Genomic DNA, 26563 nt, shown 5'->3' on the forward strand with positions numbered 1-26563 from the left:
CCGCAAGCTCCCTAAAGATTGCGGTCACCGAGGGTGTCGCCAGACTAGAAGTTGATCATGTGACCGGCCAGGCCGTGTACGGCCTCCTTGACCGCTTCGCTGAGCGTCGGATGCGCGTGCACATTGCGGGAAACCTCGTGCACGGTCAGATCCCACTGCTGCGCCAGCGTCAACTCCGGTAGCAGCTCGGTGACATCCGGCCCGATCATATGCGCGCCAAGCAGCTCACCGTGCTTACCATCGCTGAGCACCTTCACGAAGCCAGTGGAATCGCCCAGCCCATGGGCCTTCCCGTTCGCCATGAACGGGAACTTCGCCACCTGCACATCGAAGCCGCGCTCCCGCGCCTGCTCCTCGGTCCAGCCAAAGCTCGCGATCTGCGGCTGGCAGTACGTCGCGCGCGGGATCATCGGGAAGTCCAGCTCCATGGTCTCCGCCCCGGCGATCGTCTCCGCCGCGATGATGCCCATCGACTCCGCCGCATGCGCCAGCATCAACTTCGCCGTGACATCCCCGATCGCGAAGATATGCGGCACATTCGTCCGCCCCCGAGTGTCCACATCGATCGCACCGCGGTCGGTAACCGCTACCCCGGTGTTCGCCAGCCCGTAGCCGTCCACCCTCGGCTGGAAACCGATGGCCTGTAACACCTTGTCCGCCCGTAGTGTCTGCTGCTCGCCGTTCGCCGACACCGTCACCGCAACATCGGTCCCAGTGTCCGTAATGGACTCAACGCGAGTCGAAGTGAGTACCTTCACACCCAGGCGCTTGTACTGCTTCGCAAGCTCCTTCGACACCTCGGCGTCCTCGGTCGGCACCATCCGGTCAAGGAACTCGACGATCGTCACGTCCACGCCGTAGTTCTTGAGCACGTACGCGAACTCCACGCCGATCGCGCCCGCGCCGGCGATAATGACGCTGTTCGGCAGTTCGGCATCGAGGATCTGCTCCTCGTAAGTCACCACCCGCTCGGAAAGTTGCGTTCCCGGCAGCAGCTTCGTGGTTGCGCCCGCGGCGATGATGCAGTTGTCGAACGTAACGGTCTGGCCGTTCACCTCAATGCTGTTTGGCCCGGTGAACGTGCCCCGCCCGTCGAATTCGGTGATCTTGTTCTTCTTCATCAGGAAGTGCACACCCTTGACGCGCCCGTCCGCGACATCCCTGCTGCGCTTATGCGCCACGCCGTAGTCGAAGTCGACCGAACCCTGCACGGATATCCCGAACGTACTTGCCTGATGGGTGAACAGATGTGCGAGTTCGGCGTTGCGCAGCAGCGCCTTCGACGGGATACAGCCAACATTCAGGCAAACCCCGCCCCAGTAGCGCTCCTCGATGATCGCGGTGTTGAACCCGAGCTGAGCTGAGCGGATCGCAGCCACGTATCCGCCGGGGCCCGCGCCGAGGACGACGACATCAAAGTGTGTGCTCATACCCGCACACTATCCCGAGGAACCGACCACCCGGCACCAGGCAAGTAGGTTGCGGTGAGCCCCGGGCCCCGACAAAACACCGGGGCCCACCGCTATTCAGGGTGGCTATATGGTGCGCGCTAACACGACTCGCGCGCGACGGTGAGCAGCTCCGCGCGGTCAACCACCTTAACCCGTTCCCGGTTCGTCCGCTCACCAAGTGCCATCTCGTGTGCATTAATTCTGCGCCAACCTGGCCAGTCCGTATAGGAAATACCGCGTTGCGAAAGGAATTCCTCGATTGCCGCCGGGTCTCTGTTCGGCGCCCTTGCCAGCAGCGGCTCGTCCGCGAGCAGGCTCTGTACCGTTTCAAGAGCATCACCCTTGGTGTGGCCGATCAAACCGACCGGACCGCGTTTGATCCAACCCGTGGTGTACATCCCAGGGATCTGTTCCCCGTCGAGATCGAGGATTCGCCCAGCCTGGTTCGGAATCGTGCCGGTGCGATGATCGAAAGGTAGGTCCGCGGCATGCGAACTGAGATAGCCAACCGCGCGATACACCTGGCCAACCGGCCAATCCCGCAACTCGCCGGTGCCCCGGACGGTCCCGTCGCCGGTGAGTTCGGTGCGTTCGGTGCGCAGTCCACTCACCCGGTCCGTGCCGAGCACCGCAACCGGAGCCTGCAAGAAGTGCAGATGCAGCTTGTACGGTCGATCGCCCGGTTCGCGAATTGCCCACTCCTGCAAGGTTTTCACCACGAGTTCGGTCTGCCGGTGCGCGCGAATCTCGGCGAGGCTGCCGGCGTCGAACTCGATATCCGCCGGGTCGACCACCACTTCGACGTTCGGTGAGTGGTCCAGCTCGCGCAGTTCCAGCGGGGTGAACTTGGCCTGCGCCGGTCCACGTCGTCCGAACACGTGCACATCGGTGACCGCGCTACTCGCCAGGCCGCGGTAGACGTTCGGCGGGATCTCCGTGCTGCTCAACTCATCCGCCGTTTTCGCGAGCATCCTGGCGACATCCAGTGCGACATTGCCGGCGCCGAGCACGGCGACCTGGGTGGCATCCAATGGCCAGGTGCGCGGCACATCCGGGTGCCCGTCGTACCAGGACACGAAGTCCGCCGCGCCGAAGCTGCCAGGTAACTCGATACCCGGGATGTCCAGTGCGCGATCCTGGTCCGCGCCGGTCGACAGTACGACCGCGTCGTAGTACGCGCGCAGCTCGTCCAGTTTGATATCCGTGCCGTAGGCCACGTTGCCGAACAGGCGCAGCTGCCCGCGCGCCATGATCTGCTCGAGCGCCTGCACGATCCCCTTGATCCGCGGATGGTCCGGCGCGACTCCGTAGCGGACCAACCCGAATGGCGCTGGTAGCCGTTCGAACAGGTCCACCTGGGCGTCCGGCCGCGATTTCACCAGGTTGTCCGCAGTGTAAATGCCGGCAGGCCCGGCCCCGATGATCGCCACTCGCAACGGATGCGCCATGCGTTTCAGTCCCTTTCTATCAACGCGACTCTTAGGTAAGGCTAGCCTAATTTACGCTGTGGAAGCGAGCCCCGTAGGCTGGTCGGCATGCGAGTGCTGGTGATCGACAACTACGACAGCTTCGTCTACAACCTCGTCCAGTACCTTGCGCAGCTCGGCGCCGAATGCACCGTGCGGCGCAATGACGAGGTTTCCCTGGACGAGCTGTCCGCCGTGGACGGCGTGCTGGTCTCACCGGGCCCTGGCACGCCGGAACGCGCCGGGTTGACCATGGACGCGGTTCGCCGCTGCGCCGCCGAGCGGATACCTATGCTCGGTGTTTGCCTTGGGCACCAGGCAATCGGGGCGGTATGGGGCGCGACCGTGGATCGTGCGCCCGAACTCCTGCACGGGAAGACGAGTGAGGTGCAGCACTCCTCGGTAGGCGTGCTTGCTGGGCTGCCGCAGCCGTTCACCGCGACCAGGTACCACTCGCTGACCGTGCTGCCGGAGACGATCCCCGACGAGTTCGAGGTCACCGCGCGTACCGCATCCGGCATCGTGATGGCCATGCGGCACAGGGAACTGCCAATGGAAGGTGTGCAGTTCCACCCGGAGTCGGTGCTCACCGAAGGTGGCCACCGGATGCTGGCGAACTGGCTGGCGGCCTGTGGTTACCCCGTCGCGGATGAACTCGTTACCGAGCTAGAAGACGGGATGCGCGCGTTGACGCGTCAGGCGTAGCGCCCGGCGGTCCCGCCGAACGAAGGGACAGCGGATGGCACAGCGGGAATGGACGGCCGCGGATATCCCCGATCAGACCGGCCGGTACGCCGTGGTTACCGGCGCGAACTCCGGTCTCGGTCTGGTCACCGCACGCGAGCTGGCCAGGGCCGGCGCCACGGTGGTGCTTGCCTGCCGGGACACGCAGAAGGGCGAGCAGGCCGCCGAACTGATCACCAAGCAGATACCGAACGCGAAACTGGCGGTGCGCGCGCTCGATCTCGCGGACCTCGCCTCGGTACAGGATTTCGCTGAGGGCTACGCCGCCGAGTACGAGCGGCTGGACCTGCTGATCAACAATGCCGGGGTGATGGCGCTGCCGCGCCGGCTCACCGCGGACGGTTTCGAGATGCAGTTCGGCACCAACCATCTCGGGCATTTCGCGCTCACCGGCCGGCTGCTTGGTCCGCTGCGGGCGGCGGAAACGCCGGCGCGGGTGGTCACCGTATCCAGCACGCTGCACCAGATCGGCCGGATCAACTTCGGTGATCTACACGGCGCGCGCCGCTACCAGAAATGGCTGGCGTACGGCCAATCGAAACTCGCCAACCTGCTGTTTGCCTTCGAACTACAGCGCAAATTCGAGGACGCGGGCGCACCGCAGCGTAGCTTCGCGGCACATCCCGGGTACGCCTCGACCAACCTGCAGACCACTGGCCCGCAGATGTCCGGCAGCGCGCTGAACGAGCAGGTGATGCGGCTGGCCAACCAGGTGTTCGCGCAGGATGCCGCGCATGGCGCGCTGCCCAGTCTGTACGGGGCAACCAAGGAAGACCTGGCCGGCGGCAGCTACCTCGGCCCCGGCGGGTTGTTCGGCACGCGCGGCTACCCGCGCGTGGTCGGCTGCAGTCGCGCCGCACGGGATCGTACCGCCGCCGCGCGACTCTGGGAGGTCAGCGAACAGCTCACCGGAGTGCGCTACACGCTGTAACCGCGTTCTTTAAGGTTAGCGCTGTCAGTTGTTCGGGCGGGACGGTATTCCGGTCATCTGTTTGGACACGGTGACCCGAACCGTCTGGTTCTTCTGGATATCGCTGCCCGCACTCGGCTGCTGGCTGATGATCTTGTCTGGATCATCGGGGAACGGCTCTTCCCGTTCCTGCACGTCCAGCGTGCCGTTCCAGCCAGCCGAGCGAAGCTTGCCTTCCGCCTGCTGCGGGGTCATCCCCTCCAGCGCGGGCATCGAGATCGTCTTCAGTTTGGCGTTGGACACCTCGAGCTTGATCGTCGCGCCCGGCTTCTCCTGCGCGCCGTTCGGTTGCTGGCGCACTACGATGCCCTTGTCCTCCGCCGAGTCAACCTCGGACACCTCGGTCTGGAAACCGGCGTCGGACAACACCGCCTCGGCTTCCTGCCGGGTGCTGCCCTCGACGTTCGGCACATCGATCAGCTCTTGTTCCTTGCCGAGCACCAAGGTCACCGTGCTGCCCTTGTCCAGGCTCGCGCCGATCTGCGGATCCGTCCGGACCACCTTGCCGATCAGGTTACCGTCGGCGGTCTCCTCCTCTTCGGTATCCGGATTCGCCCGCAGTCCAGCTTCTTGGAGGGTCGCCTTTGCCTCATCCTCGCTCTGCCCGGACAGATCCGGCACCTGGGTCTGTTCCGGCGCGGTGCCCACCCGCATCAGCACCTCGTCGGCCTTGTTCGCCTCGGTGCCTGCCTCTGGCCGGGTGCTGAGCACCTTGTCGATCTGATCCTCGGTACACGGCCGCTCGCCGTTCTCGTCCGGCTGACACGGCACCTGCTCGATCGTCGACTTCTGGAAACCGGACTGTTTCAACGTTTCTCGTGCGGCCTGCACGGTCTGGTTCTGTACGTCCGGCACCTTGGCCAGATTGTCGTCCTGCTGCTGCGCGAACAACCCGCTCCACCACAGGATCACGCCAAGCAGCGCAACCCCGAGCAGCGCAAGGAGCATGACCAGCCAGCCCTTGCGGCGCTTCTTACGCTCCGGATCGTCCTCGTCGTAGTCGTCGTACTCGTCGTAGTCACCCGGATCGGCCGAACCGATCACCTGGGTGCGGTCCTCGTCGGTCATCACCATCGGCGCGTGCACCGGTTGACCGGAAAGGGCACGCACGATGTCCGCGCGCATCTCCGCCGACGACTGGTAGCGGTTCGCCGCGCCCTTGGTCAGTGCCTTCAGCACGATCGCGTCCAGCTCCGGCGGAACATCCGGATTCACCGCCGACGGCGGCTTCGGGTCCTCCCGGACATGCTGGTACGCCACCGCGACGGGCGAATCGCCGGTGAACGGCGGCTCGCCGGTAAGCAGCTCGAACAGCACACAGCCGGCCGCGTACACATCCGAACGGGCGTCCACTTTCTCGCCGCGCGCCTGCTCCGGCGAAAGGTACTGCGCGGTGCCGATCACCGCGGCCGTCTGGGTCACCGAAGCCTGGCCATCGTGCAGCGCCCTGGCGATGCCGAAGTCCATCACCTTGACCGCGCCGGTCCGGCTGATCATCACGTTCGCCGGTTTGACGTCCCTGTGCACGATCCCGTGCCGGTGGCTGAAGTCCAGCGCGGCACAGGTATCCGCCATGACTTCCATTGCCCGCGTGGCGGAAAGTGGCCCCTCGGTCTTCACGATGTCGCGCAGCGTGCGGCCGTCCACGTACTCCATCACGATGTACGGCAGCGGCCCGTTCTCGGTCTGCGTTTCGCCGGTGTCGAACACCGCGACGATCGCCGGATGGTTCAGCGCGGCAGCGTTCTGCGCTTCGCGCCGGAATCGCTCCTGAAACTGCGGGTCGCGGGCGAGATCCGCGCGCAGCACCTTCACCGCTACCTCGCGGCCGAGCCGGACATCTCGGCCGTGGTAGACCTCGGACATACCGCCGTAGCCGATGGTCTCGGCCAGTTCGTAGCGGTTCGAGAGCAATCTCGGTGAACTCATCGGGGGTCTATTCCATTCGGCTCGCTTGGGCCATGGCAATCCAGCCCATCATGCCCGGCAGGTCTCGTGACTAGGGTCACCATCCGGCGCCCTTCTGCTGGCATTCGATCGTGACCGGCGTGTCTTCGGGCAGCGCGCCAGCCGGTTGCACGTCGGTGACCACGCATTCGCCCTCTTCCTCCGGCTCGTCGCCTTGTTCGGTGCGCACTTCCGGGTCAAGCCCCACGTCCTCGAGCAGATCCTCTACTTGGTCCGCGGGCATGCCTCGATATTGAGACGGCTCTATGGTCGTGACGGTTGTCCCGTCGGATTCTGTCGGCAATTCGCCGGTGTTTTCACCCACGTCGGTTCCGCCGGGGCCCCGCTGGTCGGCCGGTTCCTCCGCAGACTGGGTCTGGTGTTGCTCGTCGACCGGTTGCGTGGGCGGTGTCCGAATATCCGGACGGGTTAGGGCGATAAGCGCGACGATACCGATCGCGAGCAGGGCCACCACCACGACCGCGAGCAGTATCCACCAGCCAGGTTTGCGGTTGGCGCGCGGTTGCTGCTGCGGCATCGGCCCGGACATCGGTAGCGCGGAGGTATGCGGCGGCGTGCCGTGCGGCACCGCGTTGACTGGGGCCACCGGGCCGACTGGAGCCACCGGGCCAGCTGGGGCCACCGGGCCAGCCTGGGTCGGTGGGTAGCCATTCGGCGCGTGCTGGCCGGCCAGCTGCCCGGCGAGCGCGGCTGGTGCCGGCAGCGGATAACCGGCGCGCACGGTGGCGACCGCGGTGGCGAACTCGCCACCGGTCGAGTACCGCTGCCGGGGATCCTTGACCAGCGTTGCCTCGATAACCGCGCGTACCGCGGGTGGCACATCTGGTGGCAGCGGCGGCGGGGTGTCCCTGATGTGCATCATCGCCACCGTCACCGCGTTCTCCGAGCGGAACGGTCGCTGCCCGGCAAGGCATTCATAGCCGCAGACCGCGAGCGAGTACACATCGCTCGCCGGCTCCGCCTCCTGCCCGAGGGCCTGCTCGGGGGCGATGTAGTGCGCGGTACCCATCACCATGCCGGACCGGGTCACCGGCGCGGCGTCCGCCGCCTTGGCGATGCCGAAGTCGGTGAGCTTCACTACCCCCGCGGCGGTGACCATGATGTTGCCCGGTTTGACGTCCCGGTGCACTAGTCCGCGCTCGTGGGCGGCCTGCAAAGCCTTGCCGGCCTGCTCGAGGACGTCCATAGTGCGCTCGGCGCTGATCCGGTGCTCGGTGGCCAGTATGCCGGCCAGCGGCTCGCCCTCCACCAGTTCCATCACCAGGTACGCGGTGTCCTGCGGGCCGTCCGGGACGGCGGCCGTTTCGCCGTAGTCATGCACCGCCGCGATTCCCGGATGGTTCAGCGCCGCGGTCGTCCGCGCTTCGGTGCGGAACCGGTGTAGGAACTCCGCGTCGCCGGAAAGCTCCGCCTTGAGCACCTTGACCGCCACCCGGCGATCCAGCCGAGTGTCCGCGGCCTCCCACACCTCGCCCATACCGCCAACCGCGATCCGGCGGGCCAGACGGTAGCGCTCGGCGATCAACTGGCCAGAGGTCAGCACGGCTAGCTACCCCCGGGCAGCGCGGCGTCAATCGTCGCGCGGCCGATGCCCGCGGCGACCTTGCCGCCGGTGGCGACGAGCCCGAAGTCACCACCGCTTTCCACGATCACCGCGACGGCGACCTGCGGGTCGTCTGCCGGCGCGAAGGCCACGTACCAGGCGTGTGGCGGGGTGTTCTTTGGATCGTTGCCGTGCTCTGCGGTGCCCGTCTTGGACGCGATCGTCAGGTCGCTGCGCTGGCCTTCGCCGGAGGTGTTCTCCTCGGAGTCGATCATCATGTCGGTCAATGCCGAAGCATTCGCCCCGGACATTGCCGTGTCGTAGGTTTCCGGCGAGAAGTCCTGAATGGTGGTCAGATCGGGCGCTTGCACTTCCTTGACCAGCTGCGGAGTCATCACCGTACCGCCATTCGCGATCCCGGCGGCGACCATCGCGTCCTGTAGCGGGGTCAGCCGAACGTCACGCTGGCCGATGCCCGTCTGGTAAAGCGAGGCCTCATCCGCGATATCGCCGAGGGTGGAACCGGAAACCCGCATCGGAACATTCAGTTCCTCGCCGCCGATGCCGAACTTCGCCGCCTGCTCGAGCATCCCCTCCCGGCCAACTTTGCCGGCCAACTCGGCGAAGGCGGTGTTACAGGAAAGGGCGAGCGCGGTGGTCAGATCCACCGAGTCGCCACCCGAACCACAGTGCGAACCGCCGTAGTTCTCCAGCGTGGTGCCACCACCCGAGGGCAGGTCGATTTGCGAGGCCGCGGTCAGCCGCTCATCGGCGATGCCCTGTTCCATCGCGGCCGCGGCGGTGATCAGCTTGAAGGTCGAACCCGGCGGGTAGGTCTGGTTGATCGCCCGGTTCAGCATCGGCTGGTTCGGATCGTTGTTGTACTGCGTCCACGCCTCTTCCTGGCCCGCGCTGTCGTGCTGGGCGAGCTTGTTCGGGTCATAGGACGGCGTGCTGACCATGCCGAGAATCTCGCCGGTATCCGGTTTCAGCGCCACCACGGAACCCTTGTAGCCGCGGGAGGTCATCTCGTCGTAGGCGGTCTGCTGTACCCGGGGGTTGATGGTCAACTGGACGTTGCCGCCGCGCGGGTCCCTACCGGTGATCACATCGGAGAGCCGGCGGACTAGCAGGCGCGGATCCGAACCGTTCAGCACCTCGTCCTCGGCGCGCTCCAAGCCACCCGCGCCGTAACGCACCGAGTAGTAGCCGGTGACGGGCGCGTAAGCAGGGCCGTTGACGTACTGCCTGAGGTACTGCAACCGCGAATCCGTCGGTTTCACGTTAGCCAGTACCTCGCCGTTGAACTGCGAGACCAGCTTGCCCCGTTCGCGGGAGTACTCGTCGAGCAGCACGCGCTGGTTGCGCGGGTCCGCGCGGTAGCCGTCCGCCTTGACCACCTGGATATAGGTGGCATTGGCGATGAGTAACGCGACCATCGCGAGCATCGCGAGTCCGACACGGCGTAGTGGGGTGTTCATTGTGGCCGCTCCACCATGACCGTATGCGCCTCAGCGATGGGTGCTTGCTGAGGCTGCGGGCGGGCTTTCTGCTGAGGCCTGCGCGCCGCGTCGGAGATCCGGAGCAGCAACGCGACAAGGATGTAGTTGGCCATCACCGACGAGCCACCCGCGGAAAGGAACGGCGCGGTGAGTCCGGTCAGTGGGATCAGGGTGGTGACACCACCGACGACCACGAAAACCTGCAGGACCAGCGCGAAGGACAAGCCGGCACCAAGCAGTTTACCGAAGGTGTCCCGGACGGCCAGTGCGCTGCGCATACCGCGCATGGCGAGCAGCATGTAGATCATCAGGACGCCGGCGAGCCCGATGAAGCCGAGCTCCTCGCCGATCACCGCGGTGATGAAGTCGCTGTTCGCCTGGTTCAGCAGCATTTCCGGCCGGCCGGCGCCAAGACCGGTGCCGCCAACCCCGCCGGTGCCGAAGGCGAACAGCGATTGCGCGATCTGGAAGCCGCCGGTGTCGTAGTCGGCGAACGGGTCGAGCCAGGCATGCACCCTGGACTGCACATGCGCGAACATGTTGTACGCAAGCAGCGCGCCACCGACGAACAGCGATAGCCCGACCACTACCCAGGCAATGCGCTCGGTGGCCATGTACAGCATCACCAGCACGATGCCGAAGAACAGCAGCGAGTTACCGAGATCCTTCTCCAGCACCAGCACGCCGACCGAAACCGCCCATGCGGCAAGCACCGGGCCGAGGTCCCGTGCGCGCGGCAGCTCCATGCCGAGGAACTTGCGCCCGGCACTGGTGAACAGGTCCCGCTTGGAAACCAGGAACCCGGCGAAGAAGATCATCAGCAGGATCTTCGCGAACTCGCCGGGCTGGATGCTCAGCGGTCCGAGGCGAATCCACACCTTCGAGCCGTTCACCTCGGAGATCGCCGCGGGCAACGCGCCGGGCAAGGCGAGCGCGATCAGCCCGACCAGCCCGAATGTGTAGGCGTAGCGGGAAAGCGTGCGGTGGTCCTTCACCCAGTACATCGCGGCAAGGAACAACACCAGTGCGATGGCTACCCAGGCCAGCTGGCGTGGCGCGGCATCGGCCCAGGGTGTGTCGCTGCCGGCGAACTTCTCCGTTTGGGCCAGGTCGATCCGGTAGATCACCACCAGGCCGAGCCCGTTCAACAGCGCCACGCAGGGCAGGATCAGTGGGTCCGCATAGGGCGCCCAGCGCCGTACCGCGAGGTGCGCGATGGCGAACGAGGCGAGAAAGGCCAAGCCGTACCAGACGATCCGCAAGGACAGCTGCTTTTCCTGGTTCGCCTCGACAAGTACGAAGGCGCCCGTCACCAGTACCGCGGCGAAGCCGAGGAGAAACAGCTCGGTGCCGCGCCTGGTGGATATCGTGCGACCAGGATCAGTTTGCGCGACCGCCGGCTGACCGGAACTGGCTGCGGCACCACCGCCGGCTGCCGGGCCCGTCATTAGCGACCACCCGCGTCGCGCGGTGGGCGGCAATCAACCCCCGGCCGCTGCTCCTGCTCTGGCGGCTGTGCGGTCGACCCGTTGTCGTTTCCGCCGTTCCCGCCATTCCCACCGTCGCCTGGCCGGTTCGGCTGGTTCGGGTCGTTCGGCCGGTTCTGCTCGTTCGGTTGATTGGGCTCTTCCTGCTCCGCGCAGATCGGCAGTTGGTGCTCCCGCATCCTGGCCAGGAAGTTCTCGGCGTCCTCGAGGTTGTCCTGTGGTTGCCCGGCGCGGACCGTCTGGCGCGCGCTCTGGTCGAGGTCGTCCACGTACACCGGTTCGCAGTTCGCGTCGCCATCCGCGCAGGAAGCCTGGACCTGCTCGTTCAGCTCGAGACCGAGCACGCTGCCCCGCACGCCCTGGAAGATCGCGATCTCGCCGCGCTCGTCCTCGCCGACGTAGTACTGGCTCATCACGAAATACCTGGTGGCGAGCACGCCAGCAGCGGCAAGGATGAGCAGTACGAGGATGGCGGCCAGCCAGCGCACCCGCTTGCGGCGCTTGGCCTTCGGGTGTTCTTCCTCGGGTAGCTGCAGCGGCGTGGTCGGCATCGGCTGCGGTGGCGGCGAGGTCAGCGCGGCCGCCCTGGACGCGGCGGTATCCGCCTGGGGCGCGGGATCGTCCTGACCGTTGCCCGCGGCGCCGCCGACGATGGGCGCATCCTCGCCGAAGTCCACGTCCACCACATCGGCGATGATCACCGTGACGTTGTCCGGCCCGCCGCCCTTGAGCGCCAGCTCGATCATCCGATCGGCGCAGGCCTGCGGGTCGGTGATGTTCAATGCCTCGGTCAGCGTCTCGTGGCTGACCACTCCGGAAAGCCCATCGGAGCAAAGCAGGTAGCGGTCGCCGGCGCGGGCCTCGCGCACCGTGAGGTTCGGTTCAACCTCGTCCTGGCCGGTCAGCGCGCGCAGCAACAGCGAGCGCTGCGGGTGGTTGGCCGCCTCGTCCTCGGTGATCCGACCCTCGTCGATCAGCGACTGGACGAAGGTGTCGTCATGCGTGATCTGGGTGACCTGGCCGTTGCGGCGCTGATAGGCGCGGGAGTCACCGATATGCACCAGTCCGAGGCGGGTACCGGCGAAAAGCACCGCGGTCAGCGTGGTGCCCATCCCGTCCAGATCCGGGTCGCTGGCGACCAGCTCGGAGATCGAGCCGTTCCCCGCGATCGTGGCGTCGCGGAGTTGGGCGAGCAGATCGTCATCCGGATCGTCGTCATCGAGCGGCGCGAGCGCGGCGATGACTACCTTGCTGGCCACCTCGCCAGCTGCATGGCCGCCCATCCCGTCAGCGAGGGCGAGCAGACGTGGGCCGGCGTATACCGAGTCCTGGTTGTTGGACCGAACCAGGCCGCGGTCACTGCGGGCGGCGTAGCGAAGGACGAGGGTCATGTGCGCAGCTCGATCACCGTTTTGCCGATACGGATCGGGGCACCAAGCGGTACCCGCATAGGTGCCGTGACTTTAGCCCGATCCAGGTACGTACCGTTGGTGGAACCCAAATCTTCCAGGTACCAATCGTGTCCGCGAAGCGAGAGCCGCGCGTGTCGGGTGGATGCGTAGTCATCGTCGAGCACCAGAGTGGAGTCATCCGCCCTGCCGATCAGGATGGGCCGACCGTCCAGCGAGATCCGGGTTCCCGCCAGCGCGCCGTGCGTCACCACCATCTGCCTCGGCGATTTGCTCCCCTTTGGTTTCTTCGGTTCGGACCGGCGGAAGCCCGGCACATTCACCTTGATACCGGATGCCGCGTAGATGTCCGAGCGGATTACCCGCAGTGCGAACAGCACGAATAACCAGAGCAGGGCGAGAAACCCTGCTCTGGTTAGCTGCACGACCAGCTCTGGCACCTGTAGTGTCCGCTCCCGCCTCGTCCATGACTTGCGCGTATCGCTGACTACATATGATCTAACGCTCTGCTGGACAGCGGTTACGCGGGGGCCGGAAACTTCTTCCAGCCCCGGTATCAGCGCCCTTCTCGGCGGCTAATCTCCCTGGGTTAGCCCTGGGTTCGGAAGACGAGGGAGGAGTGGCCAACGCGGATGACGTCGCCATCCGCGAGCTGCCAGTTCTGCACCGGGGTGCCGTTCACGGTGGTCCCGTTGGTCGACCCGATATCGGCGAGCGTGGCGCTCTGCCCGTCCCAAGTGATCTCCAGGTGTCGCCGGGAGACACCGGTGTCCGGCAGCCGGAAGTCCGCGTCCTGCCCACGGCCGACCACGTTGCCGCCCTGCTTCAGCGAGTAGGTGCGGTTCGAACCGTCGTCCAGCTGCAGGCTGGCGGCCAGCTGGCGGGGACCGCCCTGCATCGCCGGCGGCGCGTAGCCCTGCTGCGGATCACCCGGGTAACCACCCTGCTGGGGGTACCCGCCGGGGGGCGAAGGCGGAGCCTGCTGCGGCTGGCCGCCATACGGGTCGTAACCGGGTTGCCCGCCATAGCCCTGTTGCGGCTGGCCGCCGTACTGGTCGTAGCCGGGCTGCCCGCCGTACGGGTCGTAACCGGGCTGCCCGCCGTAGCCGGGGTCGTAGCCCTGCTGGGGCTGGCCGCCGTAGGGGTCGTAGCCAGGTTGCCCGCCGTAGCCGGGGTCGTAGCCCTGTTGCGGCTGGCCGCCGTACTGGTCGTAGCCGGGCTGCCCGCCGTACGGGTCGTAACCCTGCTGGCCGTAGCCCTGGTCGTAGCCTTGCTGGCCGTAGCCCTGGTCATAGCCCGGCTGTCCGCCATAGGGGTCGTATCCGGGCTGCCCTTGTCCGTAACCGTATTGCCCCTGCCCGTAGGGGTCCTGCTGGCCGTAGCCGGGAGGCTGGCTCATGGGTGGGTCTCCTGCGTTGCGACTATGTGTTGCCCGCCCGCTCTCCTCGTTGCTCGCTGGCTGCGAACTGCGAGGCCGTACGTCGGGGTCTACGGCCGAGCGGGTTCGAAATTGTCCGGTGTGCAGCGCCTCGGAGCGCTCTAACGAGACTACGACGTCACCATAAGTGTCCCAGCCCTGCTCGGCGAGGTGGTCCGAGATGACGTTTTCGAGGTGTTTGCAGACGCTGGCTTCGTCACCGGCTAGCTGTGAGTGATCCTTCGCACCCAGTATTACCGTGTAGTGGTTGGGTGCCAGCAGCCGGCCACCGGCCAGCTCGCGCACATTACCCTCGGTTTCTCGCTGGAGCGCCTGCGCGACTTCCTCTGGCACTACCTTGCCACCGAAGATCCGCGCGAAGGTATTGCCGATGATGCCCTCCAGGCGCCGGTCAAAGCGTTGTACCCGGCCCATGGCCACCACCTCCCTTCGCGACGGTTGTCCTTGGTCTTCGATCGTATCTGCGGTTTGCGACTTCGACACGGGGGCGGGCAAACCAGTTCCAAACAGGGTGCTAAGCTGCCCAAGGTCGTTCAGCGTAGATCGACAACGTCATTCAGGGCGAGTGGCGGAATGGCAGACGCGCACGGTTCAGGTCCGTGTGTCCGAAAGGACGTGAGGGTTCAACTCCCTCCTCGCCCACCCATGTCGGGATGGCTCCCTCCCTTTTTTGGAGGGAGTTCGATTTTTTTGAAGGCCCTCCGGGCCTATGGCCTCCTCGCCCCCGTGGTTGCGTTCTTCGTGGTTGGTTTGTGTAGTGGGGCGGCCTCCTGGTGCTTGCGCTTCCGCGTGGTTGGTTTGGTCGGGTTGGGGCCTCCTCGCCCCGATAAACCCGCAAGATCCCTAAAGAATGTGGTCACGGGGGTTAGCGGCGGATGCCTACTAGGACCGACCAGCCGAACGCGCCGCGTTCGGTGGTGAGGTAGTTCTCGCGCATCTGCCGGCACAGCCGAAGGATCTCGTCCCGCTCCGGGTGCTCGGGATACTCCGCTGCCCACGCGAAGGCGTTCTGCCAGTGCAGCGACTCGTACCGATCCCAACCAGCCAGCGTGGCGGTGACCAACCCGATCAGCTCGAACCCGGCATCGTCGAACGAACGAGTCAACTCGGGCAATGTGGGCAACTCGGTAAGCGAAGGCGGCAACTCGCCTGCCGCGAACCCGCCGGGCACCGTATGCACATCGCCGATCGCCACCCGGCCACCCACACGGGTGGCCTTGCCCATCCAGTCCAGTGCCGGTCGGCACCCACTGAAGGCGAAGCTGGCGCCGAGACAGGTCGCCACGTCAAAGTCATGCGGCGGCGCGAACTCCGCGGCCGGGCCGAGCACCGTGGTTACCCGCTCAGCCAATCCCGACCGCTCGGCGTGCTCTCGCGCCGCGCTCGCGTAATCCGGGTTGATCTCCAGCCCGGTGACCTGGGCGCCCCGCGCGGCAAGCTCGACGGCCCACCGCCCCCTGCCGGACCCGATATCCAGCACCCGGGTGCCTTCCGTGACGTTCAGGTAGTCCGCAACCAGCCGGGCCTGCGCAGGTTCGAGCGGGTTCTGGATCTCATGACTGCGCTCGATTACCGAGAAATAGGTGGACGTGGGCTCCAACATGGCCGCGAAGCGTAGCTGTCGAGATTAGCCGGCTCGACCGAATTACTTCCGCTTGATCGCGAAGAGATCCCTGGCACGCTGGTTGGTTTGCAGCGTGCCCGATGCCACCGATTTACGTACACCCTTGGTAAGCGTCTCGCGCAGCTGCTGATTGGACTCGAGAACCCTGATCGGCACGCTCGCCGTACGTTTCGTGGAGGAATCCTGCATCCGCACGCTCTTCTTGCGCACGATCAACTCGGTCAGCTCGGTGGTATCCACCCAGTAGAAGCCCCGGCGAAACCAGTCCTTGCCGGCGGCATAGCTGTTCTGCCAGTAGCCAAGCGCCACCACCGCGATTGCGAGCGCGGCAATCAGGAACCGCGCCCAACCCATCGAGCTGAGCACGCCGCCAACGGCCAACGTCACGAACAAGGCGAAGATCAACAACAGCGTGCCGACAAGGGAACGCAGTACATAACTGGGCGTCTGCTGTACGACGATCGCCGGCTCTCGTCCCGCTGGTGGTTTCGGTGGCACGGTACGACCCTAACGGTCTGGTAGACCTGTCGTGTTACTGGCGACGGCGGCCGACCGGCGAATGGCACGCTGGTCCGAACGGCCGAATTTTACCGACTCGGCACACGTCGCCACTGGCCAGCGGGCAGGCTGCTCGTTAACCGGCTGGCCAGACCTCGGGTGAGCAGAATCGGCTCGGTGAACTGACGAACGGGAAGTTTGATGCTGCGCACGACCTACGACCTGCCCGCATGGGTACTCAGTACCTGCCTACGTTGGCAGGGCCTCGGCGAGGGACATCCGACGTTCGCCGAAGTGGCGGCCTGGCACGGCGACGATACGGCTGGGGCCAGGGACGCGGCAGCGCGCGAGGCGCTGGCCACAATGGACCTTTTTTCTGGGGACCTTCTTTCCGGGGGCCTTTCTTCCGGCACTGGAATGGCTCCAGATTTCCAGAATGCGTTGCTGGTACTCGCCAGCCCGACCGTGGAACTGTCCTTTTGGGCCAATGATCAGGAAGGGCCATATCAGGTCTTGGTCGCCTCGGCCGGCGCCGATGCCGTACAGCTGACCAGAATCGCCGAGCAGGTTCGGCTGCGCCCGGTTCACCCGGAATCGCTCGCCGAGGAACTGCTCGCGGCGCTGCCCGAGGCCACGCCGGCACGGGCGCAGGCCATCAACGCACGGGTCAGCGCTTATCAGAACCTGCTCACGCCCGATACCGAAGGCGCGCTGGCCAGCAGTGGTGGACCAGAAGCACAGCGATTGCAGACGGTGCTTCAACTGCCGCGGTTACACGCCGCCGAGTTGCATGTGGCCGCGCGGGATCGCGCCGGCGAACGGCGCCGCGCGGGGCCGCTGATCCTGTTGGACACCGAGCAGGGGCGGTGGCTGATCGCGCGCAAGTCCACCGGCGCGGCCGGCGAGGAATGGATCAGCGCGGCACCCGGCGGTGACCGGAGAATTCGCGCGAGCGTGGCCGAACTGCTTACCAGCGTCCGCTAACTTCCCACCGCGATCAACGGTAGAGACAGCGATCCTTCGCCGTGCGAATAAGATTCGCAATCTTCTGCCGGTCGGGCCCAGCCGGGTTCAGCAGTTCGGTATTCGCTTGGTCGATCGCCGCGGCGAACGGCTGATACGAACCGTCCTGCGTGGCCGCCGCGTTCCCCGCCGCCCGCACCGCCGCCCACCGGTGGGCGGTCAGCTCGTCGCCCTCCTGCCCGGGCGGGCCGAGCATGTCGACCTTGATCCGGGCCACGACTTCGCAGGCGAGCTGGCCATCCGCGTTCGCGCCATTGTTCGTTTTCAGCTGCCAAGTCCAGAATGTGGCGCCTACGCCAATGAGCAAGCCAACAACAATCCCCAGCAGGAAGCCCCGCCCCGCTCGTCCCAGCCTCCGTTTGGCTGGCGCGTTGTCCGCGACGAGCGCGCCCATGATGCCTCCCAGTCGAATCCAATCCCGCGATGATCTGCGCCGCGGTGGAGGGTACGAACAATACGACGCGCGCAGTGGCCCGACGCACGGCCCATTGTCCGCGATTGCTGCTCATCCGTGATCACCGCGTGATGCCACCCGTTCGGATGGTCACGCAAACCTGTCCAGCCGGTTACCGATTCGATACGCTGAGTTTGGTCGCGGAGCGGGCTCTCACCCACTCGGCAGCATGGTCGGGCTGAACCCTGACTACCGCTCGTCGACCGGTCACCGACCGTTGAGCGCCGCCGATCGCAGCGGCCCCCGTTAACCGCAGACCAGGTATGCGCCTACCTGGTACCCATGTTTCCGGACCCGCCAACCGGGTTTCTGCAGTTGACGGCGTGTTCGGCGAACGGCCGAGCGAGGGAGGCGAACAGGGTGACCGGGACTCCAGGGCGCATCGCGGAAACAGCGAAGACGTCAGCGTCACAAGACGTCAAGGCCCTGCCGACCCGAGTTGTTCCGCCCATTGAACTCCCGGCGAGCGCCGCCGACCTGGCCAGAGAGGCCGCGGCCCAGTTTGGTTGGCAAGGGACCGTGCTCCCCGAAATGAAGTTGCTCGGACGCCGCGTGACGGTTGTCGCCGAACTTCGCCCCGATGTGCACGCCGAACGGATCTGCTTCGGCGTCGCACCGGTGACGGACCGCGCGACGGTGTCCACCTGGACCTGGCCGGAATTCACCGACAGCGCGCCATCCCCGGCGGTGGAAATCCGCGGCGTGCTGTCGGTGGCCAGGCACTGGCGTACCGGCTTGGCTTCGGTGGTGCCGTTCGCCCGCTACGGCGACACCGCGATGGTGCTGCCGGCCGAGGTCGCGTTCACCGACGACTACGTGACCAACTGCCTGCCGAGGGCCCGCACCTACGGCGTGGCGATCGGAACGGCGGAGGAAGGCGCCCGTGTGGAGACCGATCTGGCCGGTCGGTCGGAGCGGTTGCTCCTCGATGAGGACGCGGTTTCCCGGTGGGTCAACGAGCTGGTCTACGAACAACTGCTTGCGACGGTGGAGTGACCGGCACCTAGGCTGGTGCCATGCGAGTGGTGATAGCTGGTGGGCACGGCAAGATCGCGCTGCGATTGATCCCCCTGCTCGTCGAACGCGGTGATCAGGTAGTCGGCATCATCCGAAACCCCGCGCATGGCGCGGAACTACAGGCGCTCGGTGCCGAGCCAGCGGTACTCGATCTGGAGAACTCCGACGGCGATGCGCTTGCCGAGGTGCTACATGGTGCCGATGTCGCGGTATTCGCCGCGGGTGCCGGTCCGGGTAGCGGCGCTGCCAGGAAAACCACGGTGGACCTGGGTGCGGCCGTACTGCTCGCGGAAACCGCGGAGCGGGTTGGTGTTCGGCGGCATGTGCAGATCAGCGCGATGGGGCTGGACCGCGCGGATCAGCCAGGCATGGACGAGGTATTCGCGGTATACCTGCGGGCCAAGGATGCGGCCGAACAGGACCTGCGCGAACGCGATCTGGATTGGACGATTCTGCGCCCAGGCCAGCTCACCGACGAGGCTGGTACCGGACTGATCGCGCTTTCCGGACGCAGCGAATACACCACGATCACCCGCGAAGACGTGGCCGGAGTGGTGGCGGCCCTGCTCGATACGCCGGCCAGTATCGGCCGGACCCTTGAACTGGTGCAGGGTGCTACGCCAATCCAGGCGGCGGTCGCGGCGCTCAGCGACGGATGAACACGATGGTGCGCAGCAGCACGAAGCGCACCGTACCGCCGGTGAAACTGGCGATCGCCAGCGTGATCGTTTCCAGCGTCGAGTCCGCGTTCGGAATCAGCGCGTACAACAGCAGCAGCGTGAGCGAACCGTAGCTGGCGTAGAACAGGAACGTCAGCACGGTCTGCACATGCCGGCGCACCGGCGGGCTGACCGCCTCGACGAAGGTGATCTTCCGGTGGAATTCGGTGTTCGCGATCGTGGTGACCGCGATCGCGAACAGATTCGCCAGATGAGATCCGAACGGGTTTCGCAACAGCAGGAAAAGGCCGAGCTGTGCGCCCGTGGTCAGTACCCCGGCCGTCAGATACCAGCTCGCGTGCCGGGTGAACGCCTTGCTGGGAAGCCGCAAGGGAACCGGGCCGAGCTTTCGGGTAGCTGTTGGGGCCGACATGAGATCACGCTACCGACATTTCACAAACTTGTGAAGTTAAAGAAGTGTATAGAAATGTCGGAACTGTATACGTTACGTGTCCAGAATTCGCCGTAAGTAGCCACTCTGGAACACCCCTTGCGGGTCGACCTCGGCCCGCAGTCGCCCGAAGTCGTCGAATCGCGGATAACGCGTGCGCAGCTCCGCCGCATCCAGGGTATGCAGCTTCCCCCAATGTGGCCGCCCATTCACATTGCTGACGATTGACTCGAACAAGGCGAAGTATGCCCGATAAGGCATTCCAGCGAACTGGTGCACCGCGATGTACGCGGAGTCTCGCTGGTAGGCGGTGGACAGCCAGGCATCATCGGCGGCGGCAACCCGCACCTCGACAGGGAACATCACTGGATCGGCCAACCTGGGCACCATGGCACGCAACTCGCTGAGCACCTCGGGCAGTGCCGCGCGTGGCACCGCGTACTCCGACTCCACAAAGCGGACCGTGCGGGGTGTGCTGAACACCCGGTGCGCCACGTCCCGGTACGCGCGGCTGGACAGTGCGTTCGAGGACAGCCGGTTCAGCGGTTTAACCAGTGGCGGAGCCAACCTGCCCAGCCGGCACAGCGTGCCGAACACGCCATTTTCGACCACTCGGTACTCGAAGAACTGTCGCGCGGCGGAAAGCGGCGCCGGTTCGGCCCCGGCTGGCGCCCGGTTGTTCCGCTTGACCAGCGCGCGGCGTCCATAAGGGAACCAGTAGAACTCGAAATGATCGTTGGCCTCGGCCTGTTCGGTGAAGTTGGCCAGCACCTCCTCGATGGGCTCGCTGCGTTCCTCGGCGTCAAGCAGGAAGGCCGGTTCGCAGCGCAGCGTGACGGTATGCAGGACACCGAGCGCGCCAAGGCCGACCTTGGCCGCGGCGAACAGCTCCGGCTGGTGTTCGGCGGAGCAGCTGGTCACCGTGCCGTCCGCGAGCACGAGTTCCAGCGCGTGTACCTGGCTGGCCAGCCCGCCGAACCGGGCGCCGGTGCCATGGGTCCCGGTGGAGATGGCGCCCGCGATGGTCTGCGCGTCGATATCGCCGAGATTGCTCATCGCCAGGCCAAGCCCGTCGAGCAGGGTGTTCAGCTGCCGTAGCGGGGTGCCCGCGCGCACGGTGACCAGCCCGGTGGTGGTGTCCGCCGCGACGATGCCGGTCAGCTCGGAGAGCTCGACCGCGACCGCATCGGTTGCCGCTACCGGCGTGAAGGAATGCCCGCTACCGCGTACCCGCAGCTGCGAGCCGGCCTCGGCGGTGCTGGTGACGACCGCGCGAAGCTCGTCGAGGTCGCGCGGGCAGGCAAGGCTGCGCGGAGTCGCGGCGACAGTGCCTGCCCAGTTGGTCCACGAAGTCGTGTGTTTCATAAGTGAATCTTCTTCACCTTGCATCGGAAAGTAGCCTACCGTACAGGGGTGACCACATTCGCTGAGCAGGCGCTCGCCGACCGCGCGCGCTATGCCGAGGCAACCGCTGGACTACCCACCCCGTTGGCCATTGTGGACCTGGATGCCTTCGACCAGAACGCGGCGGAACTCGGCACGCGGGCCGGTGGGGTGCCGATCCGGATCGCCACGAAATCCGTGCGCTGCCGTGAGCTACTGCGTAGGGCGCTGGCAAGGCCGGGGTTCGCCGGTCTGATGTGCTACTCACTTGCCGAGGCGTTGTGGCTGCATGCCTCGGGGCTCAGCGACGATCTACTTGTCGCCTATCCCACGGTTGACCCGGTGGCGCTGCGCCAACTCGCGGCCAATGCGAAGGCCCGCGCGGCGATCACCGTCGTTGTCGACTCGCCGGCCCAGCTCGACCTGATGGACAGGGTGCTCGGGCAAGGACACCCGGAGATCCGGGTATGCGTCGAATTCGACACTTCCTGGCGGCCGTTGCCCGGGCTGCATATCGGCACGCTGCGCGCGCCGCTGCGCTCGGTCCGGCAGGTCACCGGGCTGGTGCGGGAACTGCTCGCGCGCCAGGGCTTCCGCCCGGTCGGCCTGCTTGGCTACGAAGGGCATATCGCGGGGCTCGCGGACGCGCCGGACAATCGCGTTTTCGGCGCGGTGTTGCGCGAGGTGCAGCGGCGCTCCGCCCGCGAGCTCGCCGGACGGCGCGCGGCGATCGTCGACGCGGTGCGGGCATTGACGCCGCTGGAGTTCGTCAACGGTGGCGGTACCGGCAGCGTCGAGTCGACTGGTGCGGAGCGGGCGGTTACCGAGATCGGTGCGGGTTCGGGGCTGCTCGGCCCCACGCTTTTCGATCACTACACCAGATTCCGGCCGCGGCCAGCCGCACTGTTCGGGCTGTCCGTGGTGCGCAAACCCGACACGCGGGTGGCGACGCTGTTCGCCGGCGGCTATCTCGCCTCCGGGGTGGCGCGTGGCGACCGGCTGCCAGCGCCGTACCTGCCCGCTGGACTGCGGCTGACCGGCGCGGAAGGCGCGGGCGAGGTACAAACGCCGGTGCGCGGGACGGCGGCGCGTGGCTTACGGGTCGGCGATACGGTCTGGCTGCGGCACGCCAAGGCTGGCGAGCTGGCCGAACACTTCACCGACTACCACCTGGTGCGTGGCAACGAGATCATCCAGCGGGTGAGCACCTATCGCGGCGATGGGCAGTGTTTCGGCTAGGTATCGAGCGTGAGGACGGCGGCGCCGGTTGGCAGGCGTACTTCCAGGCGGTCGATATCCGCCTTGGCCAGCTTGGTGCCCAGTGCGATCCGTGCGGTATCGCCGGGGATCGCGTACCAGGTGGCCAGCGTCTGCTCGGTGCCATTGGTGCGGACCGCGACGAGCAGGTACTCGCCGCCGCCCCCGCCCGTGTAGCTACACGTCATGTCCACTTTGGTCATCCCGGCTCGCGTGTTGCTGATCGCCACCGCACCGGTAACCCGGGAAGTGTCCACACTGCTCATCGTGGCGCGGGCGACGCCGGGAATCTCCGTGGTGCCAAGGAGTGGACCAAGCAGCAGCACCGCGAGACAGGCGGCGGCCGCGGCAGCGACGGATGCGGCCAGCCGGGTACGGCGCCGGCGGGTTTTGCGCACCGTGGCGAGTAAACCGGTCAACAGTTCCGGTTCGGGTGCTTGCGGTAGCTGATCTGGTTGGGGCAGCTGGGAAAGCAAGCCCGGTAGCCCGGCAAGTTCACGGACCGCGGCGGTGCAGTCCGGGCAGCTTGGCAGGTGTTCCTCGTAGGCTTGCCGGTCTTCAGCGGAGAGCGCGCCGAGCACATAGGGGCCGTCAAAGTGGACGAACGGATCGGTACTCATACCACCACCCCGCGTTCTTCGAGGGCGATGCGCAGCGCGCGAAGTGCGTAGTGGGTGCGCGATTTGACTGTACCTTCCGCGACGCCGAGGCGGGCGGCGGCTTCGGCCACCGAATAGCCGTGGAAGAAGCACAACAGTACAACCTCGCGATGCCGGTCGGACAGCTCGGCGAGTGCATCGGCGACCAACCAGCCCTGCAGCGCGCGATCAGTCTCGTCCGCGACGGGCAGTTCGGGCGGCGCTTCGCTGGCTACTTCGCTACGCGCGGCCGCCGATCGCCAGCCATCGATGGCTACGTGTTTGGCCACCGTATACAGCCATGCCCTGCCTTGCGGCTCGGCCGTGTTCCGCAGCTGCCGCCAGGCGCGCAGCAGCGTTTCCTGCACGATGTCCTCCGCGCGCGCCCGATCTCCGCCGGTCAACCGCAGCGCATAGGACCACAGCGCCGCCGCGTGTTCCTCGTGCAGCGCGCGCATCAGGTGTTCCTCTGTGGTCACCGCCGGCCCAGGTTCATCGGCTGGCCACCCCGGCCCTTTCCGTGCTACGCAGCATCACCACCCCGGCGAGTCCGAAGACGATGCAACCGAGTTCGGCCACGGCGGCCAGGATCGGCTCGGCCTGCCAGTACAGTTCGTTCTGCATCCCGAACAGGCCGACCGTGACGGAGAGCAGGTAGCCGCCGAGGGTGGCTAGGCCGAAACCGACCGCGCCGAGCAATGGCAGCCAATGCCGCCACACCAGTACCGCGATCGCAAGCACCGCCCCGGCGATCACGTTCACCAGGAACAACGGGCCAATCGTGTCGATATCTCGATAGCCAAGCTGCCACAGGTCGAAGTGGATCCATGCGGAACCGAGTAGTCCCAGCACCACCAGCAGGCGAAGTACCGTTGCCATAGCTCACTCCCGTCGGCTCATCTATTACACGATGCATCGGGGTGCCTGGTTCAAAATTCTGCCGGGAAATGTGAACCGGCCGGCGCTCCGGCCCGTAGTACGAGGCATGACTGCCGAATTGACGAACCGACGTACCGCACTGGCGACGGGCGCGCTCGCGATCGGCGCGGTTGCCGCCGTGGCCGCCTGTGACACCGAGGACGGCGCCGATTCCGCGCCAGCTGGCACTACTGGCGCGGCTCCCGAACCGGGCGATGGCGCACTTGCGCAGCTGGGCGACATCGAGGTTGGCGGGGCGATCAAAACCGAGGGCGCGGACGGTGCGGAGATCATCATCTCCCGGCCGAGCGAGACCGAGGTGGTGGCGTTCAGCGCCACCTGTACCCACCAGGGCTGCAAGGTGCAACCCGAGGAGGCGGAGCTGCATTGCCCATGCCACGGATCCGCCTTCGACAAGCAGACCGGCGCGGTGCGCAACGGACCGGCGACCGAACCGCTACCGGAGGTCGCGGTCCGGATCGACGGCGAGCGCGTCGTCCCGGCCTAGCCGAAACCACGCTAACCCTGGAGAACGCGATCACCCGGCGTCACCATGCGATGGGCAGCGCGGCCAGCCCCCAGAAGTAGAAGGCGGGGTAGTGACTCAACTCCTCGGTCGCGGTACGCGGGAGCGGTAGCCGGGAGGTGAGTGCTTCCAGCGCCACCCGCCCTTCGGCCCTGGCCAGCGGGGCGCCCACACAGCGGTGGATGCCGTGGCCAAACGCGAGATGATCCCGCATGTTCTCCCGCTGGCCTGGCACGAACGCATCTGGATCGCCGAAGATCGCGGGATCCCGGTTGGCCGCCCCGAGCATCGGGAGCACCTTGGCGCCCGCCGGTAGCTCCACCCCGGCGAGCCGTACCGGCTCGGTCGTCACCCTGAGCAGGCCCCGGTGTGGCGCATCGCGTCGTAGCGTTTCCTCGAGCAGACCCCTTGCCATGGATGGGTTTTCCTTGGCCTCGGTCCAGTGCGTAGCGCTGCCCAGCAGCGCGAACACCGTGGAGGTGATCGCATCGCAGGTGGTGTGAATACCGCCCGCGTAAAGGCCTTTCACGAACATCCGAGCGTCCGGCTCGGGCAGCGGTGGGCCAGTGACCAGATCCGAGATCATGTCGTCGCCCGGATTGGCACGCTTTTCGGCAAGCAGTTCGCCGATCGCGAGCTCGTACTCGACGAACTTGTGTGCCGCGACCACCTTCTGCTCGAGCGTGGCTGTCGGTGTCATCAACAGCAGGAATGCCTCGTTGCCCTCGGCCATCAGCGGCGCGCGATCGTCGGGCACGCCCGCGATACTGGAGAGAACCGTTTGTACGTAGGGCAGTGCGAACTGGGCTACCAGGTCGGCCGTGCCGCTCGGCAGGAACTGATCGATCAGCTTGTCCGCCGTCTCGCGCATAAACGGGATCGTGTTGTTGATTCGTTTGCCGTGGAAAAGCCCCTGGGCGATCGAGCGCATTGCCGCGTGATCCGGCGGATCGGTTTGCACCACGTGATTGCCCGGTTCGCCCGATTTAATAAGAATTTGCAGAATTTCGGGTTCCAGTACCTTGTCGAGTGGCGGCGCGGCATAAGCGGAGGAGTACCGCGCAGGATCTTCCAGAACCTCGACACAGTCCGAATATCTAGTCAGCATCCAGGTATCGATTTCCGCTACATAACACACCGGCGCATCGTTGCGGAGCTGCGCAAACACCTCGAACGGATGCTCGCCAAGCAGGTCCGCGACTGGCACGCTCGTTTCGCCCGACTGCTGAATCACCATTGATCCTTCCGACTGAAAGCGGATTCAGCGCGCACAGTAAGGCCGGTGTGCAACCCATCCGGGATCGCGAATTCCGAGTTTCCGCGAACCGCAAGATCCCCAAAGAACGCGGTTACGGTGAGTTAGCCGGGTAGGCGGGCAGCCAGGTATCCCTTGATCATCGCTTTCGCTTCGTCCACTACGCGCTGATCACCCTGCGGATCGTGCCGGAAGGCGAACTTCAGCACGGCGTCGGCCGCTTCCACGGCTACCGCGATAGGCAGCTCGTACTCGCTCGGATCGATCTCCATCTTGCCGCGCAATAGCTCCCCGAGCTTGGCGGAGATCACCGCGTTGTTGTCCATCCGATCGTCAAGCAGCCGCAGATCAATGACATCGCCGAAGTGCAGCTGGCTGAACGCGGGCACGGTGCGGTGCATATCCAAGTAGATATCGAAGATCGCATCGGCCACCTGCCACCAGTGCTGTTCGTCCAGTGTGGTCAGCTGGGCATCGATGGCCCCGATGAAGTGATCAAGGTTGCGCTGGGTGATGGCCTGCGCGACCGCGCGCTTGTCCGGGAAAAACTGGTACAGCGAACCAACCGCGACGCCGGCGCGCTTCGCGATCATCGTCGTCGTCACGCCGTCGTAGCCATGTTCGTGGATCAGTTCCGCGCAGGCACTGAGCATCCGTTCGACCCGCGCCGCGCTGCGTTGCTGCACAGGAACACGGCGCAGCGGTGCTTGCCTTGCCCCGGTCACCTCGTTGCCTCCGCGGGCGCGTCAACGAACGGCACAGGACGGCGGGATCTCAACGGCTGCTCCTCGCGAATATGTGGGGTATGTCTATCTTGCCCGGAAAGCTTTCGTGGCACGCGGCGGGTAACCCAGTTGTGCCAATGTTGATCATTTTCGCACC

Annotated in this window: 26 protein-coding genes and 1 tRNA gene; 8 read left to right on the top strand and 19 right to left on the bottom strand. The window is 66.0% G+C overall.

Features of this window, described 5'->3' with window-relative positions; genetic code table 11:
• Positions 1 to 44: 44 nt before the first annotated feature.
• Positions 45 to 1430, bottom strand: a complete 1386-nt coding sequence (lpdA, locus tag EV191_RS10760) for a dihydrolipoyl dehydrogenase (RefSeq protein ID WP_132876837.1) — start codon at positions 1428 to 1430, stop codon at positions 45 to 47.
• Positions 1431 to 1549: 119 nt separating this feature from the next.
• A complete protein-coding gene (locus EV191_RS10765) occupies positions 1550 to 2872 on the bottom strand; it encodes an FAD-dependent oxidoreductase (RefSeq protein ID WP_132877129.1) in 1323 nt (440 codons plus the stop codon).
• 114 nt (positions 2873 to 2986) lie between these two features.
• Between EV191_RS10765 and EV191_RS10770 the strand changes: the two genes are divergently transcribed.
• Together EV191_RS10770 and EV191_RS10775 are read left to right on the top strand one after the other, a co-directional pair.
• Entirely contained in the window at positions 2987 to 3622 is a 636-nt protein-coding gene (locus EV191_RS10770; protein WP_132876838.1) for an aminodeoxychorismate/anthranilate synthase component II, read from the top strand.
• 34 nt (positions 3623 to 3656) lie between these two features.
• A complete protein-coding gene (locus tag EV191_RS10775; RefSeq protein WP_132876839.1) occupies positions 3657 to 4592 on the top strand; it encodes an oxidoreductase in 936 nt (311 codons plus the stop codon).
• Positions 4593 to 4616: 24 nt separating this feature from the next.
• On the opposite strand, the gene pknB is transcribed toward EV191_RS10775, so the two are convergent.
• From pknB to EV191_RS10810, 7 genes are all read right to left on the bottom strand, one after another.
• The gene (gene pknB, locus EV191_RS10780; RefSeq protein ID WP_132876840.1) at positions 4617 to 6560 is read right to left on the bottom strand and encodes a Stk1 family PASTA domain-containing Ser/Thr kinase; all 1944 of its coding nucleotides are present in this window, start codon (positions 6558 to 6560) and stop codon (positions 4617 to 4619) included.
• 76 nt (positions 6561 to 6636) lie between these two features.
• Positions 6637 to 8142, bottom strand: coding sequence for a serine/threonine-protein kinase (locus EV191_RS10785; protein ID WP_132876841.1), 1506 nt, complete (start codon positions 8140 to 8142; stop codon positions 6637 to 6639).
• Positions 8143 to 8144: 2 nt separating this feature from the next.
• Complete coding sequence (locus tag EV191_RS10790) at positions 8145 to 9623, bottom strand: peptidoglycan D,D-transpeptidase FtsI family protein (protein ID WP_132876842.1); 1479 nt, start codon at positions 9621 to 9623, stop codon at positions 8145 to 8147.
• A complete protein-coding gene (locus tag EV191_RS10795; protein WP_132876843.1) occupies positions 9620 to 11092 on the bottom strand; it encodes an FtsW/RodA/SpoVE family cell cycle protein in 1473 nt (490 codons plus the stop codon). The genes EV191_RS10790 and EV191_RS10795 overlap by 4 nt, the downstream gene beginning before the upstream one ends.
• The gene (locus tag EV191_RS10800; RefSeq protein WP_132876844.1) at positions 11092 to 12522 is read right to left on the bottom strand and encodes a PP2C family protein-serine/threonine phosphatase; all 1431 of its coding nucleotides are present in this window, start codon (positions 12520 to 12522) and stop codon (positions 11092 to 11094) included. Before EV191_RS10800 ends, EV191_RS10795 begins: the two co-directional genes overlap by 1 nt.
• Positions 12519 to 12980 carry an FHA domain-containing protein FhaB/FipA gene (locus EV191_RS10805; protein ID WP_132876845.1) on the bottom strand — a complete coding sequence of 154 codons (462 nt, stop codon included), beginning with the start codon at positions 12978 to 12980 and terminating at the stop codon, positions 12519 to 12521. The genes EV191_RS10800 and EV191_RS10805 overlap by 4 nt, the downstream gene beginning before the upstream one ends.
• A gap of 149 nt (positions 12981 to 13129) precedes the next feature.
• Complete coding sequence (locus EV191_RS10810) at positions 13130 to 14392, bottom strand: DUF3662 and FHA domain-containing protein (RefSeq protein WP_132876846.1); 1263 nt, start codon at positions 14390 to 14392, stop codon at positions 13130 to 13132.
• 145 nt (positions 14393 to 14537) lie between these two features.
• Here EV191_RS10810 and EV191_RS10815 point away from each other — a divergent pair.
• Positions 14538 to 14620 (top strand) — tRNA-Leu (locus EV191_RS10815).
• A gap of 223 nt (positions 14621 to 14843) precedes the next feature.
• On the opposite strand, the gene EV191_RS10820 is transcribed toward EV191_RS10815, so the two are convergent.
• Both EV191_RS10820 and EV191_RS10825 read right to left on the bottom strand, forming a co-directional pair.
• The gene (locus EV191_RS10820) at positions 14844 to 15581 is read right to left on the bottom strand and encodes an SAM-dependent methyltransferase (protein ID WP_132876847.1); all 738 of its coding nucleotides are present in this window, start codon (positions 15579 to 15581) and stop codon (positions 14844 to 14846) included.
• 42 nt (positions 15582 to 15623) lie between these two features.
• Positions 15624 to 16100 (bottom strand): hypothetical protein, encoded by a 477-nt coding sequence (locus tag EV191_RS10825; protein WP_132876848.1) that lies wholly within the window; start codon positions 16098 to 16100, stop codon positions 15624 to 15626.
• Positions 16101 to 16301: 201 nt separating this feature from the next.
• Here EV191_RS10825 and EV191_RS10830 point away from each other — a divergent pair, with 201 nt between their 5' ends.
• Entirely contained in the window at positions 16302 to 17084 is a 783-nt protein-coding gene (locus tag EV191_RS10830; protein ID WP_132876849.1) for an ESX secretion-associated protein EspG, read from the top strand.
• Positions 17085 to 17097: 13 nt separating this feature from the next.
• On the opposite strand, the gene EV191_RS10835 is transcribed toward EV191_RS10830, so the two are convergent.
• The gene (locus EV191_RS10835; protein WP_132876850.1) at positions 17098 to 17517 is read right to left on the bottom strand and encodes a hypothetical protein; all 420 of its coding nucleotides are present in this window, start codon (positions 17515 to 17517) and stop codon (positions 17098 to 17100) included.
• A 441-nt stretch (positions 17518 to 17958) separates the two neighbouring features.
• Here EV191_RS10835 and EV191_RS10840 point away from each other — a divergent pair, with 441 nt between their 5' ends.
• The gene (locus EV191_RS10840; protein ID WP_132877130.1) at positions 17959 to 18573 is read left to right on the top strand and encodes a hypothetical protein; all 615 of its coding nucleotides are present in this window, start codon (positions 17959 to 17961) and stop codon (positions 18571 to 18573) included.
• Positions 18574 to 18593: 20 nt separating this feature from the next.
• Positions 18594 to 19253 carry an SDR family oxidoreductase gene (locus tag EV191_RS10845; protein ID WP_132876851.1) on the top strand — a complete coding sequence of 220 codons (660 nt, stop codon included), beginning with the start codon at positions 18594 to 18596 and terminating at the stop codon, positions 19251 to 19253.
• Here EV191_RS10845 and EV191_RS10850 read toward each other — a convergent pair.
• Positions 19240 to 19686: a GtrA family protein gene (locus EV191_RS10850; RefSeq protein ID WP_132876852.1), complete on the bottom strand. Its 447-nt coding sequence runs from the start codon at positions 19684 to 19686 to the stop codon at positions 19240 to 19242. The two genes, EV191_RS10845 and EV191_RS10850, sit on opposite strands and share 14 nt — an antisense overlap.
• Positions 19687 to 19758: 72 nt before the next feature.
• Positions 19759 to 21069 (bottom strand): D-arabinono-1,4-lactone oxidase, encoded by a 1311-nt coding sequence (locus EV191_RS10855; RefSeq protein WP_132876853.1) that lies wholly within the window; start codon positions 21067 to 21069, stop codon positions 19759 to 19761.
• 48 nt (positions 21070 to 21117) lie between these two features.
• Between EV191_RS10855 and EV191_RS10860 the strand changes: the two genes are divergently transcribed.
• A complete protein-coding gene (locus EV191_RS10860; RefSeq protein ID WP_132876854.1) occupies positions 21118 to 22326 on the top strand; it encodes an amino acid deaminase/aldolase in 1209 nt (402 codons plus the stop codon).
• On the opposite strand, the gene EV191_RS10865 is transcribed toward EV191_RS10860, so the two are convergent.
• The 3 genes from EV191_RS10865 to EV191_RS10875 are packed head-to-tail and all read right to left on the bottom strand — an operon-like array spanning position 22323 to position 23861.
• Complete coding sequence (locus EV191_RS10865; RefSeq protein ID WP_132876855.1) at positions 22323 to 22964, bottom strand: anti-sigma factor family protein; 642 nt, start codon at positions 22962 to 22964, stop codon at positions 22323 to 22325. The genes EV191_RS10860 and EV191_RS10865 overlap by 4 nt on opposite strands.
• Positions 22961 to 23461, bottom strand: a complete 501-nt coding sequence (locus EV191_RS10870) for a sigma-70 family RNA polymerase sigma factor (protein ID WP_279388418.1) — start codon at positions 23459 to 23461, stop codon at positions 22961 to 22963. Before EV191_RS10870 ends, EV191_RS10865 begins: the two co-directional genes overlap by 4 nt.
• A 13-nt stretch (positions 23462 to 23474) precedes the next feature.
• A complete protein-coding gene (locus EV191_RS10875; RefSeq protein WP_132876857.1) occupies positions 23475 to 23861 on the bottom strand; it encodes a hypothetical protein in 387 nt (128 codons plus the stop codon).
• A 106-nt stretch (positions 23862 to 23967) separates the two neighbouring features.
• On the opposite strand from EV191_RS10875, the gene EV191_RS10880 reads away from it, so the two are divergent.
• On the top strand, positions 23968 to 24408 hold the full coding sequence (locus EV191_RS10880; RefSeq protein ID WP_132876858.1) for a QcrA and Rieske domain-containing protein: 441 nt from the start codon (positions 23968 to 23970) through the stop codon (positions 24406 to 24408).
• Between the two features lie 40 nt (positions 24409 to 24448).
• Here EV191_RS10880 and EV191_RS10885 read toward each other — a convergent pair whose 3' ends face one another.
• Together EV191_RS10885 and EV191_RS10890 are read right to left on the bottom strand one after the other, a co-directional pair.
• Positions 24449 to 25660: a cytochrome P450 gene (locus tag EV191_RS10885; protein ID WP_165912910.1), complete on the bottom strand. Its 1212-nt coding sequence runs from the start codon at positions 25658 to 25660 to the stop codon at positions 24449 to 24451.
• Positions 25661 to 25785: 125 nt separating this feature from the next.
• The gene (locus EV191_RS10890; RefSeq protein WP_243658883.1) at positions 25786 to 26406 is read right to left on the bottom strand and encodes a TetR/AcrR family transcriptional regulator; all 621 of its coding nucleotides are present in this window, start codon (positions 26404 to 26406) and stop codon (positions 25786 to 25788) included.
• Between the last annotated feature and the right edge of the window lie 157 nt (positions 26407 to 26563).

This window comes from Tamaricihabitans halophyticus, from assembly GCF_004340875.1.
Lineage (GTDB): Bacteria > Actinomycetota > Actinomycetes > Mycobacteriales > Pseudonocardiaceae > Tamaricihabitans > Tamaricihabitans halophyticus.